The 20,651-nt window shown below is 40.2% G+C and carries 18 protein-coding genes; 7 read left to right on the top strand and 11 right to left on the bottom strand.

Translation table 11 applies throughout. The annotated features are described in order from the left end of the window. Positions 1-240 precede the first annotated feature (240 nt). From FKV42_RS08355 to FKV42_RS08345, 3 genes are all read right to left on the bottom strand, one after another. Positions 241-1,413, bottom strand: a complete 1,173-nt coding sequence (locus tag FKV42_RS08355; RefSeq protein ID WP_154809770.1) for an ABC transporter permease — start codon at positions 1,411-1,413, stop codon at positions 241-243. A 77-nt stretch (positions 1,414-1,490) separates the two neighbouring features. After that, positions 1,491-2,051: a hypothetical protein gene (locus FKV42_RS08350; RefSeq protein ID WP_154809769.1), complete on the bottom strand. Its 561-nt coding sequence runs from the start codon at positions 2,049-2,051 to the stop codon at positions 1,491-1,493. A gap of 264 nt (positions 2,052-2,315) precedes the next feature. Beyond that, entirely contained in the window at positions 2,316-2,942 is a 627-nt protein-coding gene (locus FKV42_RS08345) for a LysE family translocator (RefSeq protein ID WP_196214094.1), read from the bottom strand. A 152-nt stretch (positions 2,943-3,094) separates the two neighbouring features. On the opposite strand from FKV42_RS08345, the gene FKV42_RS08340 reads away from it, so the two are divergent. Both FKV42_RS08340 and FKV42_RS08335 read left to right on the top strand, forming a co-directional pair. After that, positions 3,095-3,256, top strand: coding sequence for a hypothetical protein (locus FKV42_RS08340; RefSeq protein WP_154809768.1), 162 nt, complete (start codon positions 3,095-3,097; stop codon positions 3,254-3,256). A 303-nt stretch (positions 3,257-3,559) separates the two neighbouring features. Then, positions 3,560-4,816 (top strand): nickel-dependent lactate racemase family protein, encoded by a 1,257-nt coding sequence (locus FKV42_RS08335; protein WP_268865981.1) that lies wholly within the window; start codon positions 3,560-3,562, stop codon positions 4,814-4,816. 87 nt (positions 4,817-4,903) lie between these two features. Here FKV42_RS08335 and eno read toward each other — a convergent pair whose 3' ends face one another. Then, entirely contained in the window at positions 4,904-6,178 is a 1,275-nt protein-coding gene (gene eno / locus FKV42_RS08330) for a phosphopyruvate hydratase (protein ID WP_154809766.1), read from the bottom strand. A gap of 168 nt (positions 6,179-6,346) precedes the next feature. On the opposite strand from eno, the gene FKV42_RS08325 reads away from it, so the two are divergent. Continuing rightward, positions 6,347-6,730, top strand: coding sequence for a transcriptional regulator (locus FKV42_RS08325; protein ID WP_154809765.1), 384 nt, complete (start codon positions 6,347-6,349; stop codon positions 6,728-6,730). A gap of 31 nt (positions 6,731-6,761) precedes the next feature. Here FKV42_RS08325 and FKV42_RS08320 read toward each other — a convergent pair whose 3' ends face one another. From FKV42_RS08320 to nadC, 5 genes are all read right to left on the bottom strand, one after another. Continuing rightward, positions 6,762-7,214, bottom strand: coding sequence for a PPC domain-containing DNA-binding protein (locus FKV42_RS08320; protein ID WP_154809764.1), 453 nt, complete (start codon positions 7,212-7,214; stop codon positions 6,762-6,764). Positions 7,215-7,242: 28 nt separating this feature from the next. Beyond that, positions 7,243-7,881, bottom strand: coding sequence for an ABC transporter ATP-binding protein (locus FKV42_RS08315; protein WP_154810167.1), 639 nt, complete (start codon positions 7,879-7,881; stop codon positions 7,243-7,245). A gap of 147 nt (positions 7,882-8,028) precedes the next feature. Beyond that, entirely contained in the window at positions 8,029-9,135 is a 1,107-nt protein-coding gene (locus tag FKV42_RS08310) for an FtsZ/tubulin family protein (RefSeq protein ID WP_154809763.1), read from the bottom strand. A 78-nt stretch (positions 9,136-9,213) separates the two neighbouring features. Then, the gene (locus FKV42_RS08305) at positions 9,214-10,476 is read right to left on the bottom strand and encodes a BatD family protein (RefSeq protein WP_154809762.1); all 1,263 of its coding nucleotides are present in this window, start codon (positions 10,474-10,476) and stop codon (positions 9,214-9,216) included. Positions 10,477-10,606: 130 nt separating this feature from the next. Continuing rightward, complete coding sequence (nadC, locus tag FKV42_RS08300) at positions 10,607-11,446, bottom strand: carboxylating nicotinate-nucleotide diphosphorylase (protein ID WP_154810166.1); 840 nt, start codon at positions 11,444-11,446, stop codon at positions 10,607-10,609. Positions 11,447-11,598: 152 nt separating this feature from the next. On the opposite strand from nadC, the gene FKV42_RS08295 reads away from it, so the two are divergent. The 3 genes from FKV42_RS08295 (at position 11,599) to FKV42_RS08285 (ending at position 14,279) form a co-directional block, all read left to right on the top strand. Continuing rightward, positions 11,599-12,414 (top strand): aspartate dehydrogenase, encoded by an 816-nt coding sequence (locus FKV42_RS08295; RefSeq protein ID WP_154809761.1) that lies wholly within the window; start codon positions 11,599-11,601, stop codon positions 12,412-12,414. A 79-nt stretch (positions 12,415-12,493) separates the two neighbouring features. Next, the gene (gene nadA, locus FKV42_RS08290; protein WP_154809760.1) at positions 12,494-13,411 is read left to right on the top strand and encodes a quinolinate synthase NadA; all 918 of its coding nucleotides are present in this window, start codon (positions 12,494-12,496) and stop codon (positions 13,409-13,411) included. 7 nt (positions 13,412-13,418) lie between these two features. After that, entirely contained in the window at positions 13,419-14,279 is an 861-nt protein-coding gene (locus tag FKV42_RS08285) for a geranylgeranylglycerol-phosphate geranylgeranyltransferase (RefSeq protein WP_154809759.1), read from the top strand. Between the two features lie 35 nt (positions 14,280-14,314). On the opposite strand, the gene FKV42_RS08280 is transcribed toward FKV42_RS08285, so the two are convergent. Continuing rightward, entirely contained in the window at positions 14,315-15,016 is a 702-nt protein-coding gene (locus FKV42_RS08280) for an RNA ligase partner protein (protein WP_154809758.1), read from the bottom strand. 203 nt (positions 15,017-15,219) lie between these two features. Between FKV42_RS08280 and FKV42_RS08275 the strand changes: the two genes are divergently transcribed. Beyond that, positions 15,220-18,186 carry a response regulator gene (locus tag FKV42_RS08275; protein ID WP_154809757.1) on the top strand — a complete coding sequence of 989 codons (2,967 nt, stop codon included), beginning with the start codon at positions 15,220-15,222 and terminating at the stop codon, positions 18,184-18,186. A gap of 97 nt (positions 18,187-18,283) precedes the next feature. Here the strand turns inward: FKV42_RS08275 and FKV42_RS08270 are convergent, their stop codons facing one another. Next, complete coding sequence (locus tag FKV42_RS08270) at positions 18,284-20,335, bottom strand: HAMP domain-containing methyl-accepting chemotaxis protein (protein WP_154809756.1); 2,052 nt, start codon at positions 20,333-20,335, stop codon at positions 18,284-18,286. Between the last annotated feature and the right edge of the window lie 316 nt (positions 20,336-20,651).

Here is a 20,651-nt window from a genome sequence, read left to right as displayed (position 1 = left end):
CTAATTGACACGCTTAATAAATAAAAAACATAGGGGGTGCGAACGGGCAAAGGTGGTTAATGCACAGGTATGGTGACATTGGAGTGGTTGGAGAGGTACTAAGTAATAGGCACCCGTTCGCAAACATACTAACAACATCTTGCGATATAAATCTTTCGTATGGTTGCGAACAAACTCTCTGGCTTAAATTAGAAAGAAGGAATATATTCCCAGTTAAATAATAATTTGTTCAAAACAACATCATTCACTTTCAATAGCTTCAACCGGATCAAGTGCAGCCGCCTTTCTTGCAGGATAGACACCTGCAACTATGTTGATGAAAAATGAGAAAACTATTGCATAGGCATAGTTCATGGGATCGGTCTTAATTGGCATGGTCGTCAGGCCAAAGTACATTTCCTGCGGCAGGTCTATCGGATATGATGCCAGTGCCATAGAACCAGCATAACCAAGCAGACAACCCAATAGCACACCCATTGTGCCAAGTATAAGTGATTCAAGCAGGAATATCACTGTAATATGCCGCTTTGATGCGCCCATTGCCATGAGCATCCCAATCTCCCTTTTTTTGTCCATTACAACAGTGAAAAGTGTGTTTGCGATTCCAAAACCTGCTATCATGTAGATAAGTCCATAGTAGAGCCAGACGATAACAGCCTGAGTGTTGAGCAGACCGAGTATCTCACTGTTGGCCTCAATCCAGCTTACAGCATCAAGTCCTGTGTTCTGACCTTCAATGGAAGCTGCGATAACATCTGCCTGGAATGGATCGATTACTCTTACGTTGATCTTACTTGCAACGCCGTTCTCCTGGAAGAAATCAAGGGCAGAATCAAAACGGACGTATGCGATACTCTCATCACTGGATGTTCCGGTATCAAATATACCCATAATCTTGAATGACCTTGTTCCAAAACCTGGCATGACTATATCGACTTTATCACCCATGACAACTTCCAGGTCTTCTGCAAGCTTGTCACCGATGACAATTCCATTGTTGCTTCTGCTGAGGGAAAAAAGGTCGCCTGACACAATATCATCCGAAATATGCATTACTTCATCTTCTGCAACAGGATCAATTCCATTGAGATTGATGCCTTCGGCATTGTCCTTGTGACTAATGGCAGCTTGCCCCACAAATACAGGAGAAACGGCTTCCACACCATCCATTACAGCTATCTGCTGTGAATGATAACTGTAAAAGTGGACATAATCTTCCTGATCATCCAAAGAAGTGATCACAATATGCGGTGAGTTCTCCACTGTGGAATCAATCAGTTCCTCGGTAAACCCGGTCATCATTGACATGAGAACTACGATAACAGCTATAGCAAGAGCTACCGCAAATACTGCAAAGAACGTGAGTCGCTTTCGTGCACCTATGTGCCTCAGGGCTATTCTAAGTTCAAACATTGACCAGCTTCCAATATAGAAATGAGCTGACGTTATTATATAACTATTTATGAGGCTGTGGGAAATAAAGAAGAAAATCAGCGTTTTCCTGAGGCTATCAGGAAAGCCAATATTGTAATTAAAAACGTAAAACCTGGAATATTATGAGATGGTTCTGTATTATTGGCAGTTTCGTTGATAATTTCCGGTTCATCAATAATCTCATAATCTACTGTGTCAAATGATTCTCCAACTGTTATTTCCGGGCTATATTCAAATAACACAGGAACATCACTAATATTATCTTCCATAGCTTCTTCATTAAAAATTGAATAAATTCCATCCATCATGGATTCATTTAATTCCGTACCTACTGGAAACTGAACTGATAAATAGCCTTGATAATTATATCCATATGACATTACCGAACCATTCGGTCTCATATATTCTGCCGTCATCTCCTCTTTTACACCTGTTTTAACGTTGTTTAAATCGTTAAGCCAAGCTCTTTTTCCAGATTCACTTGCTATTAAAGGAACTTTCCCTTTTCCTAATATGTAGTTATCATCCCGTTCTTCAAGCTGGTCAAATATCTGTGGATCAAAATCAGGAAGATCGACCTGTTCGGCACCAGCGTAGCTAGTTGAATTGATACTCATATTCGAGTCTGCAGACGCGGTAACTGTCAAACTGACAAAAAATAGACCAATTATGAATACACCCACTATTTGCTTAAATTTTATTATCATAAGATCCCATCCCATATGTTCAAAAATAATGTAGCGTACTAAATTAAACAAACATATGATATAAGTTTTTTAGTCATATCAATAAATATAAATAGATGGAATGGCTATCTAAAAAAGGTGTTAGAAAAGATTAGCTTTAACTTTTAACCCAAAAAAGAGATTACAAGACAACTATTATTGATGTGCAAATGCAAGCTCGATCCCAATTACAGAATAAATGCCAGCCTTTGCCCAGTTAATCTTCTTACCCAGACCCGGCTTTTCCATGATCTTAGTTCCTATCATTCCGGAAAAGAACGATACTATGAAGAATACCACAATCGCCTGTGCAAAGAACACTGCACCCAGGAATATCATTTGAAGAGGGATGCTGCCTGAATCTGCATTTATGAACTGAGGAAGGAATGCAAGGAAGAACAGGGAGACTTTGGGATTTAAGATATTCATGAAAATGCCTCTCCTGTAAAGTAGTGGCAGGTTCTTTTCTTTCACAGATTCAAGTGATGTGAGGCTGCCTTCTTCACAAATTGCCTTGTATGCGAGGTATAGAAGATATATTGCTCCTGCATATTTCAGGAGAGAGAATGCCACAGCAGAACTGTACAATATCGCAGATACACCAAGTGCTGCCGCAGTTGTATGAAACAGCAGACCGGTACATAGGCCAGTGGCAATTGCCATGCCAGCGGTCTTTCCCTGTGATATGCTCTGGGTGAGCACGAAGAGAATATCAGGACCTGGCAAGAGAGTAAGAGCTACCGAGGCTGCGATGAAGTAGAATAATTGAGTGGTTTCTATCAATTTGTCACCTTTTCCAGAAAACATGTCATCTGACATAAAATTGCCGATGAACTTAGATTCTTGGTAGCAAAGTAATAGATTAAAAGATAATGAAAAGATTTATAATCTCTTCAGATAATAATTTATTAATTCAATTTGGTGGAGATGTTAATTTGACAGAAACCGTACCCTGTGACAACATAAAGAATGACCTTGAATATGTAAATGCTATCATCAACAGGCAGTCCGGCAGAGAACCAACCCCTGACGTAAAACGTTTTCAGACACAACTGATGTACAAAAAGGAACTCTGCAGAATGCAAAAAAATGAGTAAGCTCAGATACTCACACCTTTTATGAACTTATATACTGTAAAGTTATGAAATTTCACAGGACAGTGTATAACTGATTTTTAAGGGCAAGTTCAGGTCTCCTGCCGTATTTATTCGAAGTCTACTGTTTTACATATAGTGATATTACAAAGTTTGCTCGCATCCAGTTGCGTTTTACACTAATTTCCAGTAAATGCATTTGATGAGAATCATCTTGAATGCAAAATGTTGACCGAATCCGGACAACTAAACTATAAATAAAGCCTCCTATTATGAACTATCCGGTTATAGACCTTATTTGGAGGAATTTTTATCAAAATACCGATACCTTATGGAAAAGAATTCGTAGACCTTGAAGTGGAAATACCCCATGAGGTCGTTTCACCTAATTTAGTTGAAGTCGGTGATGAATCAGAAGTGATAGATGAGGCACTGAACAATCCTGTGGGAATGGAATCCCTTGAGGAGTTTATGAAGAACAGTGAGAGGATATTAATTCTTGTAAATGATGCTACAAGGCCAACTCCTACTGCAAAGATCCTCCTGAAAATGCGTGACATGCTAAGAGAGCATGGAAACGTAAGATTCATGGTTGCTACAGGTGCTCACAGAGGACCAACTGAGGATGAATACAGATACATCTTCGGTGAAATGTATGATGAAATCAAGGATAACATATTCGTTCACGATGCCCGCAAGGACGAGGATATGGAATATCTTGGCGTATCCAGCAACGGTACCGAGATGTATCTTAACAAGATGGTGAATGAAAGCAAGAACATCATCGTCATCGGAAGTGTTGAACCTCACTATTTCGCAGGATATACAGGTGGAAGAAAAGCATTCCTGCCAGGAGTTGCTTCCTACAAGACAATCGAGATGAACCACAAACACGCACTCTCTGAAGCTGCACAACCACTTGCAATCAAAGGGAATCCCGTTGCAGAGGACATGGAAGATGCAATGAAAGTGCTGAAAGACCTGAACGTATTCTCAATTCAGACAGTTCTGACAGCAGACCACGGACTTTACGCAACCATTGCCGGTGACCTTTTCAAATCATTTGATATTGCAGTTGAGAGAGCAAAAGAGGTTTTCTGCTCAAATTGCAGCCGCAAGGGAAATATTGTACTCACCGCAGCACCATATCCTATGGATATCGACCTCTACCAGTCCCAGAAAGCACTTGAGAATGGCAAGCTTGCACTGGAAGATGGCGGAGTCATCATTCTTGTATCAAAATGCAGGGACGGTGTGGGAGATGATACATTCCTCAACCTACTCTGTTCTGCAAACACATGCGAAGATGTCATGTGTAAGATAGATGAAGGATACAAGCTTGGATACCACAAAGCAGCCAAGATGGCACAGATTGGTGTTTATGCTGAAATGTGGGCAATCTCAGACCTGAACGATGATACTATCAAAATGGCAAAACTTCAGCCACATGTAGATATTCAGGAAACATTCAACAAAGCGATTGAAAAGATTAAAGAACAGGGTAAGGAGCCATATGCTGTAATTTTGCCACAGGGCAGTCTCACCGTACCACTGCTTGAATAACTAAAACCCTTTAACCTTTTTTGATTTAAGAAAATAAACGAATTAAAAATAGAAAAGAAAAAAATCAGGTTTGAACTGTTATTCAGTTCAAATCTGCATGTAACGTGCTGCTTCACCAAGGTCCTCTTCAATTCTGAGGAGCTGGTTGTATTTTGCAGTACGCTCACTTCTTGCTGGTGCTCCTGTCTTGATAAGGTCAGCACCAATTGCAACTGAAATGTCAGCGATTGTTGTGTCTTCGGTCTCTGCGGAACGGTGGCTTACAACAACACTGTAACCATTGCGGTTTGCCATGTTAGCTGCATCAAATGCCTCTGAGAGTGAACCGATCTGGTTGACCTTCAGCAGAAGTGCGTTTGCAGCACCCATTTCAACACCCTTTGCGAGACGGTCTACGTTTGTAACGAAAAGATCGTCACCGACAATGAATGTGTCCCATGCATCGTTGGTCAGTGTTGCAAAGTCCTCGAAGGATTCCTCGTGGAATGGGTCTTCAATAAGGATGATAGGATAGGTTTCAATAAGCTCAAGATAGTAATCAACAAGTTCAGCAGGTTTTAAGAGCTTACCGTCAATTGAATAGGTTTCCCCGTCAAAGAACTCTGAAGCTGCCGCATCAAGACCAATGCTGATTTCGGACTCTGTGTATCCTGCTTCCTCGATAGCACTTACAAGAGCATCGAGTGCATCATTGGTCATCTCAAGTGATGGTGCGTATCCACCTTCGTAACCAACATTTGTTGCTGCACCGCCATATTTTCCTTCAAGGATCTTACCAAGTGCATGGTATGTTTCGGTACCCATGCGCAGTGCTTCGGAATAGGTTTCCGCACCCTTTGGCTGGATCATGAACTCCTGAATGGAAAGTGCATTTCCTGCATGTTTTCCACCGTTGAGGACATTCATTGTAGGAACAGGAAGAGTATATGCATTTATGCCGCCAAGATAACGGTAAAGTGGCATGTTAAGTGAATCTGCTGCTGCTCTTGCAACTGCCATTGAAACACCAAGGATTGCATTTGCACCAAGTTCCATCTTGTTCTCAGTGCCGTCCAGAGCCAGCATAAGACCATCGATCTCGCGCTGCTTCCTGACATCCATGCCCAGAATCTCTGCTTCTATAGCAGTGTTGACATTGTCAACTGCATCAAGTACACCCTTTCCAAGGTAGCGTTCTTCCTTGTCGCGCAACTCAAGTGCCTCATTACTTCCTGTAGAAGCACCGGAAGGAACACTTGCCCTGCCAAATCCATTAGAAGTATAGACATCTACTTCAACGGTAGGGTTTCCTCTGGAGTCAAGAATCTCACGTGCGTGAATCTTTTTTATCTTATAACTATTGTCATCATCAATATACGGCATCCTATTCCACCTTTGACTTGGTTTTATACCTACTTTGCAATTACTGTATATATTGTTACCGTTCACTTCTTTTCAATTCTACGCTTGACCGATGATTACAGGAATATCTGCTAAAAACAAATTATATTTACATAAATTATATAAACCTAAAAGTATTATAGTAACTAAATGAAAAGCGGAGATATTGACCTTTTAAACGGAAAAGGCTATGAAATCATCGAACTTTTACAGGGACTGGACGTACCCAGAACCGAAGCCATCTCTATTGCATGTCTTGTATGCGGAAATGAAATGACATCACAGAACATTGAGCAGGCATCAGGTCTCAGGCAACCGGAAGTCAGTATAGCTATGCGTCCTTTGAGAGAAAGAGGATGGATAGAAGAAAGAAGTGAAAAAAAGAATACTGACAAAGGAAGGCCTGTCAAATATTACAAACTCATTGTACCTTTTGAGGAAATTGTCAAAACCTTTGAATCAAAGGCCATCAAAAAGAACATGGAAATGGTTGAAGCCCTTGAGCAGCTCAAGGAACTCAGTGGCAACGACTAGTAAAGCCTGAATTAATCAAAAGAATTATTTTTCAGCTTTTATCCGAAAAGCATACAGGAGCAAAGCCTCTTTCCTGATCGAAGATTCTGCTTGCAGAGATACCGGATATCTCCATAATGAAGACTTCTACAACCATGAAGACTTCACTGTTTTCACGCAAACATCCTGCTTTTACAGATTCACCACGGCCTGCTGCCGAATGAAGATGTATCTTTGGTTTACCGGTTTCACTTTCCCAGAAGATATTTCCTATTCCTATCAGCTCATGAGCATCATGAATGCGAGCCCATTGCGGATCGGGAGGAACTATATTTTCTTTAGGTCCAACCACAAGATTTGCCTCTTTCACAGCACCTAGCATCATGAACATTGCGGATTTGATATTTTCCGAAACAGCAAGACCTTCAAGTTCCTGGAGAATATCATCTCCCTGATCCAGACGAACAGTAAATACTCTTCCTATGTTTCCCTGTGAATATTCCATAAGATCACCTTGGTTGCCAGATATCTGATCAAATGGAATCAGATGCTATACGCCCATCGACAATTCTGATGATACGATCAGTCTTCCTGGCCATTTCCTCATCATGAGTAACAAGAATAAAGGTTTGTCCCCTGTCACGGTTGAGCTGCCTTAGAAGTTCGTATATCCTGTCACTGGATTTTGTATCCAGATTTCCGGTAGATTCGTCACCTATGACTATTCCGGGATTGTTGGCAAGGGCCCTTGCAATAGCAACTCTCTGAGCCTGACCTCCTGAAAGCTGATTTGGTCGATGATCCATGCGGTCACCCAGGCCGACTTCCTCAAGGAGTCTGGCTGCAACTTTTTTAGCTTCACCGCGTTTCATCCCGCCAATCAAAAGAGGCATCATCACATTTTCAAGAGCATTAAAATCAGGCATCAGATGGTGATACTGAAATATGAATCCTAAAACTTCATTACGAATTCTGGAACGGTCTTTTTCTGACATATCCGTAACTACTTTCCCATCAATTGCAATTGATCCGGAACTTGGAGTGTCCAGAATGCCTATCATATGAAGAAGAGTACTTTTTCCGGAACCTGAAGGACCTATTATTGAAAGAAACTCACCTCTTTTAATATCAAGATCTACATTATCAAGAGCACGTACTTCAACTCCGTCCATGTATATCTTGGAGAGTCCTCTTGTCTGTATAATGAGAGAATCGTTATCATCAGCCAAATAAAAACCTCTGGTTACTTTATTTAGACTTAGACTATTTCAATGTATTTGAGTTGAGATAAAAAACAAGAGATAAAAATGGAAAACAGATTAGTAAGACGGATCCATTCCGTCTATCTGTGAAAATGCGCGGTCTACATCTTTAACTGTAGCTACACGTTCTTTCTTATCCCGTTCATATTTAATTGCATCAACTGCTATGGAATAAAGGTTCTCAAGCTCGGATGCAGATTCAAGAGTCAGTACAGCAAGCACCTGAGGAAGCTCTCCATCCCTCACAATGATACCTTTAAAGACATGACCTACAGAACTAGACAATTTCTCGACTTCAGTTGAGATTTCATCGATACTGAGACGCTCCTTGTCACCTCTGATGATAACCATGGCTCTACTAGCCTCTTTATATACATCACTGGAGAATAGAAGCCCTGATGGAGAAAGCGCTTTCTGTATTGCACTTCTGACAGGCATATCAGTGTCAGCTTCATAGAAACCGATTGTTGCAAGTCCTGCACCACCACTCATAACAGTCTTGAAGTCACCAAGGTCAGTGACCATCATCATTTCGCTATCAAGAGCATCAAGAAGGAAAAGAAGACGTCTAGCTACCATATCATTGATGCCATTATAGGCAGATTCCACATTGCCACCCATCTGTTTCAGGAACTGATTATCAGCCAGTATGATACCGTCAGCACCACTCTCGCGAATATCCCTCAAACAAAAAGCGGCATTCTGAAGATAAAGTGTACCTTCTTCCCTGAATGGTAGAACGACAACTGCATAAACGGGAAAATCATACTTTTCCTTCAGTTCTTTTACAAGCATCGGGGTGAACGAAGAACCAGTACCACCTGATGCAGAAGTTATAACAAAGCAAACATCAAAATTGCCTCGTTCCTCTATCTGCCGCATAATATGGGTCTTGTTATCTTCAAAAACGTGTTTACCAACATTTCTGTTAGCTCCGACACCATGTAAATGAGGGATGTGTATCCTGTCCTTTGCCTTTGTAAATTTCATCTCTTTAAGATCATTTACGGCAGTATTGATAGCAATGGTCTGTACATTGCTTTTGTATTTTTGTTGAGAATAAAATTTGGCAAGACGGCTTTTTTTACCGAAGGCTTCCCTGTTTATAGCATCCAGTATGCGATTTCCACATTGACCGTTACCAACGATGAGTATGTTGAGCAAATAATTCCTCCGAATGGTAATATAATTATAATCTGATAAATCTTGTGATAGCTTTCTACGATAATATAAACTCCCACATCAGAACTTATATTGTTTGTGCCTGTAATAAATCCATCCTGCAATAGCTCCGATAATTACCAGAGGTATTACATAAACATAGATAGGTTGCTCGAAAAGGTAATCATATTCTCCCTTGACGACGTATATTTTATTTGTTACAGACTCTGATGTGACTTCTTCCAGTTGTGTATCTACTCCATTGTCAAAAAGATAACTATTTTCCATGGAAAGAGTATATGTTCCAACTTCAGTAGCTTTCACTGTAAAGGTAAATTCTTTCTCCTGCTGTACACCAAATGATTCAAGGTATATAGTAGGAACACCGGATATTACTTCAATATCAGATCCACTCTGGAACTCCAGGCCATCCGGCAGCATAAAGTCAACTGTTACAGCCGTTGCAGGAGCATCACCATTATTCTTTATCGTAATAGTCCCATGTATCTCATCATTACGATTGACAGTGTACTTATCAAGAGTTGTTGTAAATTCAAGATCTGCAGTAACCAGGTTCTCAGCTGCGTTTACGATCACTGTTGGAGAGTTAGAAGAAGCATCATCAAAATCCAGACCTGCTTCATTTGTAAAACTTGCTGTTACCGGATTCAATGAAAACGTACCGGCTTCGGTGGCTTTCAGATCATATACATATATCTTTTTAGGGGAATCGCCATCCCCTACATCGATCTTACCGGGGTCCCCCAGGATATTGTCAACTAAAATGAATTTAGCTTGCTGGGGATCTGAAAAAACAACATCTACAGCATCATCATCACCAGTATTTTCAACGGTGACAGTCACACGAACAACGTCACCTACATCTATTTCGGATTTATCTATCGATTTTACAATTTCGAGTTCAGGTGTTCCGGAATATACAGCATATTCACTTCCACCATCAATCACATCGCTCTCAAAAAGATCACTAACACGATAGTTGGTAATAGAAATAGATACTCTTACTACAGGAAGTGTTCCACTGCTTACAGATACGAGACCAACTGTTATTTCAGCATCATCTTCAAAATCAAATTCATATGTATCTCCTTCGCTGAGAAGGAAACTGTCAACCTCTTCCCCATTTTCATAGACATAGAATGAGGCAGTTTCCGCACTTGGAAAAGCATCCGTCACGTCAATTACAAAATTGTTTAACTGATATCCATCGCCTGTTGTAATGGAACCATTATAAATCTCTACTGCCGCAGCATTTCCTGCCAGTGCCAGACAGAAGAAAACCATGCAAAATGAAATAACCAATAAACGAGCAACTCGGACCATGTTTTCCTCAAATTAACAGAATTTGATTTTGTTTTTCAGCTAAAATACGCAGTTATTAATATAAACTTTATGATTATGGTTGTTTTTAACATTTATGCAAAAACAGATACAATAAATTCATTCAAGACCATTAAATTTCCTGATTTTCAACAATTTCAAGACTAACATCTATCCACTGCGACTTATGAATCAAAGATCCCATGGAGATAACATCAACCCCTGTCTTTGCATACTCTTCAAGATTATCCATGTTAATACCCCCTGAAATCTCAATCATGATGTGTTCAGGGATAGATGATCTTTTCAGCAAATCAACTGTTTTTATTATATCATCCGGCTCCATGTTATCGAGCATAATAATATCTGCACCTGCTTTTGCAGCCACCAGAGCATCTGCAGATGATTCCACTTCAACCTCTATTTTCTGTGTGAAACCTGCCTTTTCCTTTGCAGATTTTATGGCGGCTTCCACTCCCATCATCCTGACATGATTATCCTTAATCATAACAGAATCTGTGAGGTTGAACCTGTGCGGATCACCACCGCCTGCAATAACAGCCATCTTTTCATACTTGCGAATTCCGGGAGTTGTTTTTCTTGTACATGCAACCCTTGTATCTGATGAGTGACTGCGTACTACATCCACACATCTGCTTGTATTGGTGGCTATTCCACAAAGATGCCCCAGGAAGTTAAGGACCAGCCTTTCTACCCTGAGAATTGACAGGGAACTTCCTTTCAGAGTAAATATTACATCGTTCTTTGATATTCTGTCGCCATTCGAATGATTTGTGAAATAATCCATCCCGAAATAATCAAAGAATGAAATTGCAACATCAAGGCCTGCCAGAGTGCAATCCCCTTTAGTGAAAATAATAGCTTCTACATAATGATCAGGAACAAGCTTGCATGAAATATCATTATATCCAAGGTCTTCTTCCAGGAAACTTTCGATTTCATGTGTATACATCATATTATCTACAGTATGTATGGTAAAGTGATTTATATTCTTTCAGCACATAAGCAAAACCTACTTAACCAATCAATATAAGCAGTAATCAACAAACTCAAAACTCTTAATACCTAATTTAAGTATTAGACTTTAATTTTCAGGGATCTAAAATGCTCAATATAGGACTTATCGGCTGCGGAACAATAGGGGCCAGCATATGTAAAGCCATTGATGACGGAACCATTGAAGCAGAACTTGTAGCCATTTATGACAGAAATCTTAACGATGCTGATAAGCTTTTGTCTACTTTAAAAAGATCAAAACCTCAGGTTATAGAAGTAGCTGAAATGTTAAAAAAAATTGACCTTCTTGTGGAGTGTGCTTCACAGGAAGCAGTCTATGAACTCATACCTACTGCATTACATGCACATTGTGATGTCATGATTATGAGTGTTGGTGCTTTTTCTGATGAGAAACTGTTTAAGACTATAAAGGAACTTGCAAAGGAGAACAAATGTAAGGTTTACCTCCCATCAGGTGCAATTGTAGGTCTTGACGGACTGAAGTCAGCGTCCTCAGATGAGATATACTCAGTAACACTCACAACCCAGAAACCCCCAAGAGGACTTGCAGGTGCTCCATATATAATCAGGAATAAAATAGATCTTGATAAAATCAATGGAAAGACCGTGATCTTTGAAGGAACTGCCAGTGAAGCAGTTAAGGCATTCCCTGCAAATGTAAATGTTGCAGCCACCATCAGCCTTACAGGCATTGGTTTTGAGAAAACCAAGGTGAAGATAGTGGCTAATCCGGCACTTACACGTAACATTCATGAAATATCCGTGGAAGGAGCCTTTGGTGAATTCACAACGAAAGTTGAGAACGTCCCATCCCCTACCAATCCAAAAAGCAGCTATCTTGCATCCCTTTCAGCTATAGCCACCCTGAAGAAACTATCAGATCCGATCCAGACCGGCACATAAACTGGAATATAATCAACTAAATAATCCGGCATGAGAGTTCCATCCATGCACGGAAATTCAAATCCAAGGTAATGATCCCATGCAGGATAACCAAAAAACCATTGAAAGAATACTGAAACTAAAAAAAGAACACAATGCTGTAATCCTTGCTCACAATTACGAAAGAGGAGAAATACAGGACATTGCAGACTTTACTGGAGATTCACTTGGACTAAGCATACAGGCAACTGAACAGGAAGCCGACGTTATTGTTTTTTGTGGAGTTCATTTTATGGCAGAAAGTGCTGCCATCCTCAGCCCGGAAAAAACTGTGCTGTTACCGGAAATCCATGCAGGATGCCCTATGGCTTCAATGGTGACTGCTGAAGCCCTTCGTGAAGAGAAGAAAAAATATCCAGGTGCTGCAGTGGTCTGTTATGTGAACTCCACAGCAGATGTGAAGGCTGAAAGTGATATATGCTGTACATCTGCAAACGCTGTTGAAGTCGTAAACTCCCTTGATGAAGATGAAGTGCTTTTCGTTCCTGATAAGAACCTTGCAGACTATGTATCAAGATTCACCGACAAGAAAATAATCCCATGGAACGGGTACTGTCCAACTCATAACCAGATACTGACCACAGATCTGATAAAAGCAAAAAGTGAACATCCTGATGCAGAAGTTCTTGCACACCCTGAATGCAGACGAGAGGTTATTGACCTTGCAGATAAAGTATTCAGCACTACAGGAATGGTGGAATATGCAAGGAATGCCGGTGATGAATTCATCATTGCAACAGAAAGGGGAATTATTCACAAACTGCAGAAGGACAATCCGGACAAGAAATTCTACAGTGTGTCTGAATTCACAGTGTGCCCTGAAATGAAAGCCATTGATCTTAACTCACTATTGCTTTCGCTTGAGAAAATGCAGTATGTGATCACTGTTCCTGAAGATGTGAGTGCTAAAGCAAGAATTGCACTTGACAGAATGCTGGAAATTAAAAGAAAAAGGTAAACTCCAAATGCAGACATATCTGAAACTTATGCGTTCAGGCAACTGTCTTATGGCAGCTATTGCCGCCCTAGTAGGAGTTTTCATAGCGTATAATATAGTTTCAGCCAATATCTCACCGGATTCTTATAACATTGCGTTTCCTTTTTTAAGTTCATTAAAGGTGTTTCTTGTAGTGTTCCTTGTAACAGGTGCAGGAAACGCAATTAATGATTATTTTGACATCGATATAGACAGGATTAACAAGCCTGAAAGACCGATTCCTTCCGGTAAAATAAGTCTGAAAGCTGCATTGTATTTCTCACTTGCACTCTTTGCAGCAGGAACCATAATTGCAGCATCAATAAATATGATATGCGGAGCTATTGCACTTGTTAACTCTTTATTGCTTATTTATTATGCCAGCACTCTCAAGCGCACAGCGCTTCTTGGAAATATAGCAGTAGGTTATCTTACAGGTTCAACATTCCTTTTTGGCGGAGCTGTTTTCTTTGAACAGGGAGGAATAAAAGGTGTTTTTGTTCTCTTTGTGCTTGCAACCATGGCGACAATTGCCCGTGAGATTGTTAAGGATATAGAAGACATAGAAGGTGACAGGGAAGATGGTGCGCAAACACTGCCAATAATCATCGGTCCAAAAAAAGCAGCCTATCTGGCATCACTCATCGGACTTATTGCTGTTCTGGCAAGTCCTCTGCCATATATTCAGTCACTCATGACTATGCGTTACCTGATACTGGTGGCTGTTGCAGACATACTCTTTGCAGTGGCAGTGTATGAAATACTTGGAAAAAACAATCCTGCAAAATCCTCAAAAATGTTTAAGATGGCAATGGCCTTTGCACTTATTTCATTCATTGCAGGTGCATAAAAATAAAAGGATTCGGGATTTATTTATTTATTTATTTATTTATTTTGTACAGGTGATTTTACTACATCTGAATGCTTCAAGTATTCCTGCAATATCATAGGGAAAGTGCTTGCAGGCACAAATCTCACTCCCAGTTCCTCTGCCCATTTCTGGATTCCAAAATCACTTGCAACTACAGCAGCATCCAGTTCTTTTGCAAGGATAAGCACATCAATATCGGGAGCACTGTCAAGAATACCATAGCGAAGAGCTGCACGGTATTTTTTCCTGAATTTTCCGATATGTCCACCTATAACCCTTCTTTCGATATCATGACCGATGTCATTCTTATTATCTGCTTTTGACTCCGTAAGAAGGCATTCGGTAGAAGAATCCCATATTGTTTCCTCGGCAATCACCATTCCTTTATTGATGCGTTCCCGCATGTGGGATACATATTCATGGAAAACCTTAGAGGGAATTTGCACATTATACCTATCCGGTGCCTTTTTTACAAGCCACGTGTCGATCTTTGCTATGACATCATTGTCACAGCCGTTATTGTGAGCAAACTCCTGAAGCTCCTTGTAAACAGATGGAAAAGGCACGTAGCAACTTATATCAAGATTTAATCTGGAACTGGCTATCAGATCCAGAACCTCCCGTATACCATCACACATACCATCCTGTTCCAGCTTTTCTCTTACCTGGAGATCGGTCAATGCAGTTGTATCAAGAACAAAACGCTGTCTTAGCATAGAATTACCTTCATATGTATCCAATCAACCGGATTACGCTATATATAAATGGGTGTGATGTGGTTAAAGTATTTTTGGTAGTTTTTAGTACAGATACAAAATAACTGAGCCTGTTCTCATTAATTATATTAATCATAACAAGAATAAATAAAAATAGAAATATACTATGATTGAGAACAATATCATTTGAATTGGGAAAAAGGATGAACATAAGGAATAAAACTCTTGCTATTTTTGGATTCACGTTCGTATTGCTGATGATCCTTTTGACACTTAGTGCCGGACAGATAATAGGAAATAGCTTTCAGCAACTTGAAGAAGAAGAAGTTGCCAAAAATGTGGACAGAGCAACAGAAGCTATTGATGTTCATATCAATCAAATGGAAAACATAGCGGCTGATTGGGGATATTGGGAAGATACGTATTACTTTATAAAAGGAGAAAATGAGGAATACATAGATCTTAATATAGTCACAGGTGCCCTTGTAAACCTTGAAATTAACATGATGCTTTTCTACGACAATGATAAGCAACTTTACTACATTGAAAGCGCAGATATACTCGCCGAAGAAAAAACAGAAGTTGCTGATGATATCATTGAAACCATTGAATCCAATGACAACCTGTTCTCCAGTCTTTCAAATCCAGCTTATGAAAGTGGAATCATCAGTACATCAGAAGGTCCACTGCTGATAGCAAGCTATCCTATTACGGACGGGGGGGAAAATATTGGTGGTACCCTCATAATTGCAAGATACCTTGATGATGCTTTGATAACCGAGATAGAAGAAACTACAAAATTACATATCAACATACTTCCTGCTTCATCAGGGGATATTAGTTCCCTTGAAAACAAAACGACAAATATAGAATACCTAAATCAGGATTCTGTCATAGGAACAAACTTGCTAAATGACATCAATGGAAATCCAGTTTATGAACTTGAAGTTGAAATGACAAGAACAATATACCAGCAAGGAAAGACTGCTGAAAAGTACCTTTTATATTCAATTCTGATACTGGGTATTGTTTACAGCAGCGTAATGATATTCTCACTTGAAAAATATGTATTGTCACGTCTGGCTACGCTAAACAGCAACCTGAAAGATATTACCACGGAAGGAACACTGTCTTCACGTGTTACGATGAGTGGAGATGATGAACTGGCAGACCTTGCAGGAAATATCAATTTTATGCTTCAGAGTCTGGAAAACAAAGAAAACAATATCCAGCAGGCTGAAGCTTTAAGCAGGAAAAGACTGGAATCCATAATTAACAATATTATTAGTGGTGTTCTTATCATTGATGAAAAGACACATAACATCACTGACGTAAATCCGGTTGCCGCAGAAACAATTGGGCTTCCTAAGGAAGAGATCATAGGCAAGTTGTGTCATGAATTTGTTTGTCCTGCAGAAAATGGAAAATGCCCCATCAATGACCGTGGAGAAACAGTTCACTGCTCAGAACGTGTGCTTATCAATTCAGAGGGAGAAAGAATACCAATCCTCAAATCCGTTGTATCGATATCCATCGGTGATAATTCATATTTAATAGAAAGTTTCGTAGATCTGAGTAAGATCAAGGAAACTGAGAAAGATTTAATGCATGCAAAAATTATGGCGGAATCAGCAAATCGCGCAAAAAGCGATTTCCTTGCAACAATGAGCCATGAACTGCGCACCCCACTTAATTCCATAATTGGATTCTCAGATCTCATGTTAGAAGGAAATGTGGGAGAAACATCACCCAGGCAAGAAAAGTATCTTTCAAATATATCCACGAGCGGAAAACACCTGCTATCTCTGATCAACAACGTGCTTGACCTTTCAAAGATAGAAGCCGGAAAGATGGAATTACATCCTGAAGGTTTCCCTGTGGAAGATGTGCTTATGGAAGTCAGGCAACTTATGTCAAGTCTTGCAGGCAAAAAGAATATTGAGATTACCTATACAAAAGAAGAGACTATCGGAAAGGTCTATGCTGACAAGACAAAACTGAAACAGATACTTTATAACCTCCTGAGCAATGCAGTCAAATTCACACCGAAAGGCGGAACAATAGACGTGAAGGTAGAAAATGCAGGGAACATGGTAAGGTTCTCTGTGCAGGACTCCGGCATTGGAATTTCCAGCGAGGACATGAAGAAACTATTCACTCCTTTTACTCAACTGGATTCAGCTGAAAACAGGCAGTACGAGGGAAGCGGCCTTGGCCTTACCCTTGTAAAGAAATTCGTTGAGCTTCATAATGGTACTCTGGAAGTTGAAAGTGAACCTGGAAAAGGTACTAAATTCATATTTGATCTTGCTATTAAAGAAGATCCAAGAGAAAAAGAAAATAAAGATAATGATACAGTAAAAAATACTGTGGAAATCGATAATGACGAAACTTCAGCAGATACCGCATACGTGAACCCTGAAAACAGTGAAGGAGATGAGGAACTCATACTGGTTGTTGAAGATGAGGATTCTTCCAGAGAACTTCTGGAAGAGACTCTGAAATCCTCAGGCTACCGGGTAGTGTCCACATCCCGTGGGCAGGAAGCACTTGAGCTTGCAGAGAAGATGCAGCCTATTGCCATCACTCTTGACATAATGATGCCTGGAATGGATGGGTGGGAAGTACTGAACAAACTGAAGAACAATGGGAAAACAAAGGATATTCCTGTTATTATCACCACTATGCTTGATGAAAGAGAAATTGGAACTGCACTGGGGGCAGAGGAACATTTCATTAAGCCTATTGATAAGAAAACACTTATCGCTACACTGGAAAGGATACGAAAAGACAGAAAAGACTCTCCATTCCATCTGCTTGTTGTGGACGATGAGAAAATTGCCGTTGAAATGATAGAAGAGATGCTTGAAGGTACTAACTTTGAAGTTACTCCGGCTTTTGGAGGACAGGAAGCTATTGATATTACACAGAGAGAGCATCCTGATGCCATACTACTAGACCTGATGATGCCAAATGTCACTGGTTTTGATGTAATCAAGACGTTGAAGAGTAATGAAGAAAGCCATGATATACCCATTATAGTCTGTACGGCAAAATACCTTGAGAAAGAGGATCTGGAAATACTGAACAAGAACATAGCAGGAGTTATCCAGAAAGGTGATTTCAACAGGGAAAAATTAATCTTCCAAATAAAGAGTCTCAAGAAATAAAAGATTCTAATTTTAAAAATCGTTAATCACTCTGAAAATTAAAAAATAAAATGCAGCATGACAAATAATGCTGCATTTGATTATACTATTTTAAGGCTTAATTAAGCCTGAATTTTGCTGCTCCCTGGGTCAGAATCTGTGCCAGTTCTGCAAGCTGCTGTGCAGATGCTGATAGTTCCTGCATGGAGGCTGTTTGTTCCTGCACGGATGCTGATGCCTGTTCGGTACCGGCTGCAGACTGCTCGGAAACTGAAGACACTTCTTCCACAGATGCTGTTACTTCCTCAATGCTGGCTGCCTGTTCTTCAGCAGCGGCTGCGATTTCCTGTGCCATCCTGGCAATTTCCTCACTTCCTGCAACAATTGACCTTACAGCTTCCACAGTATCTTTCAGAGCCTGTGCACCAACAGATACCTTGTCAGTACCCTTGTCCATTGCATCTGCAGCTTCATGACTTCCATTCTGGATCTCCTGAATAAGCAGTGCAATTTCCTGAGCTGCACTGCTAGAATCTTCTGCAAGTTTTCTAACCTCATCTGCGACAACTGCAAATCCCTTTCCATGCTCACCTGCACGTGCTGCCTCAATTGCTGCATTGAGTGCAAGAAGGTTTGTCTGGTCAGCAATGGAAGTAATCAGGTTAACGATTTCTCCAATCTGTTTTGACTTGCCGTCAAGATTGCGGATTACATTTGCAGAAGCTGATACAGCATTCTGGATCTCATCCATCTGTACCAGAAGTTTTTCGGATTCGTTACCTATTTCGCGGATTGTTTCACTTGCCATGCCTGCATTCTGAGCTGCATTCTGGGCATTGGCAGCAATGTCCTGAACGCTTATTGACATATCATTCATTGCAGTGGAAACATCCATTGCCTTTGCAGACTGGATCTGTGCACCGTTTGATATCTCGTTTACGGTTTCAGATATCTGGGATGAAGTTGCAGTGACTTCTTCAGAAGATGCGGATATCTCTTCTGCTGTGGAAGCTACTTTTGAAGCACCCATCTGTACATCACCCAGGAGACTTGTCAGGTTTCCAACCATTTTCTTAATAGCATTGGAAAGCTGTCCCAGCTCGTTGTCAGCAGCGTCCTGAAGCTCAAGGGTAAGATCACCGTCTGCAACCCTGTTAGCTGCATCTACCACAACATTAACTGACCTTGTTATCATCTTAATAAGGAAAGCAGCCATGATAATTCCAAGAATCAAAGCAACAAGGATAGATACTACCATAATCACGGTTGAACTTGTTATTTCATCTTCCATCTTGGCCTTCTGGTCTGCACGGGCTCCCCCTGTGATGGATTCTACCTCAAGCGCTGCTTCATGCATGGCTTCGCTTGCTTCTACCTGCTGTTCTGAATATGATACATAAGCATTAAAATCAGCTTTGTAGGTTGTTGCTGCTGCAATTATTGCCTCTACAGCTTCCTTATCTTCCTGAGTCTGGAATATTGAGTCAAGAGTTTCTGCGTTTGCTATGATCTCGTCCATAATGTCATTGACATTGTTTGCATATTGCTGGTCAACATGTAACATGAAACGCAACCTTTCACCACGGGACTCAAGGTTCAATTGATTCATTTCATTAATGAGTTCTATATTTTCGAATTCCTCTTCAAGAACTACAGTTCCTGCATTCTGCTCAAGTGCCTGGATATAGTCTTCATTCTGACTTTCCATTAGATCATTCATAAGGCCTCCAAGGACTAATCCCTGGGCAACAAGAGCCTGTTCTGCGTCTTCCTTCTGTTCTTCGAGTTCTACATAGTTGTTAAAAGCTGCCTGATAGTTCAAAGCAGCCACTTTTACATCATCCATTTGCTGATCGTTTACAGGATCAGTAAATAATTCTTTAGATGATTCAGTCTGCGCCACTATCTCAGCAACGTGTTGATCTACTTCATCGGCATACTCTGAATCAAAAGTCAACTGATATGTTGCTTCTGAAAAACGAGCGTCTTTCATGTATTTGACCAGACGGTTCATGTCATCTGCTTTGACAACCCTGTCATCAACACCCTGCATTCCACTATAGCCAATGTAACCAACAAAAACAGTGAGCAATAGCAAGATTGCAAATGAACCTGCAAGGATATGTTTTAGTTTCATTTCTTCCAACTTTGTTTTAAAATCATCCAGCATATATTAAAACTCCCTAAAATTTATTAATATTTTCAATTGTGCGTTCGCTCGTGTATGAAGGAACTCTTTCACTTGTTAATTAGCCAAATTTCATGTTCAAATAATGAGCAAACAGCAATTAATTGTATATAAGTAATACATATATTTTAAATTATATATACATTGTCATATTAACTGAATCGCAATGCAAATAATAATGATTTATGATGATAGAAAGGGGTGAGAGGGTGGCACAACTGTGCAAAAAAGGAGCAGTTATGCGGATATTAAATGCCTGAAACTACAAAAAATGAAAACAAATTCAAACTCAAATCAG

It is taken from the genome of Methanolobus vulcani (assembly GCF_006546655.1).
GTDB lineage: Archaea > Halobacteriota > Methanosarcinia > Methanosarcinales > Methanosarcinaceae > Methanolobus > Methanolobus vulcani_A.
This window is presented reverse-complemented; position numbering and strand designations above follow the sequence as displayed.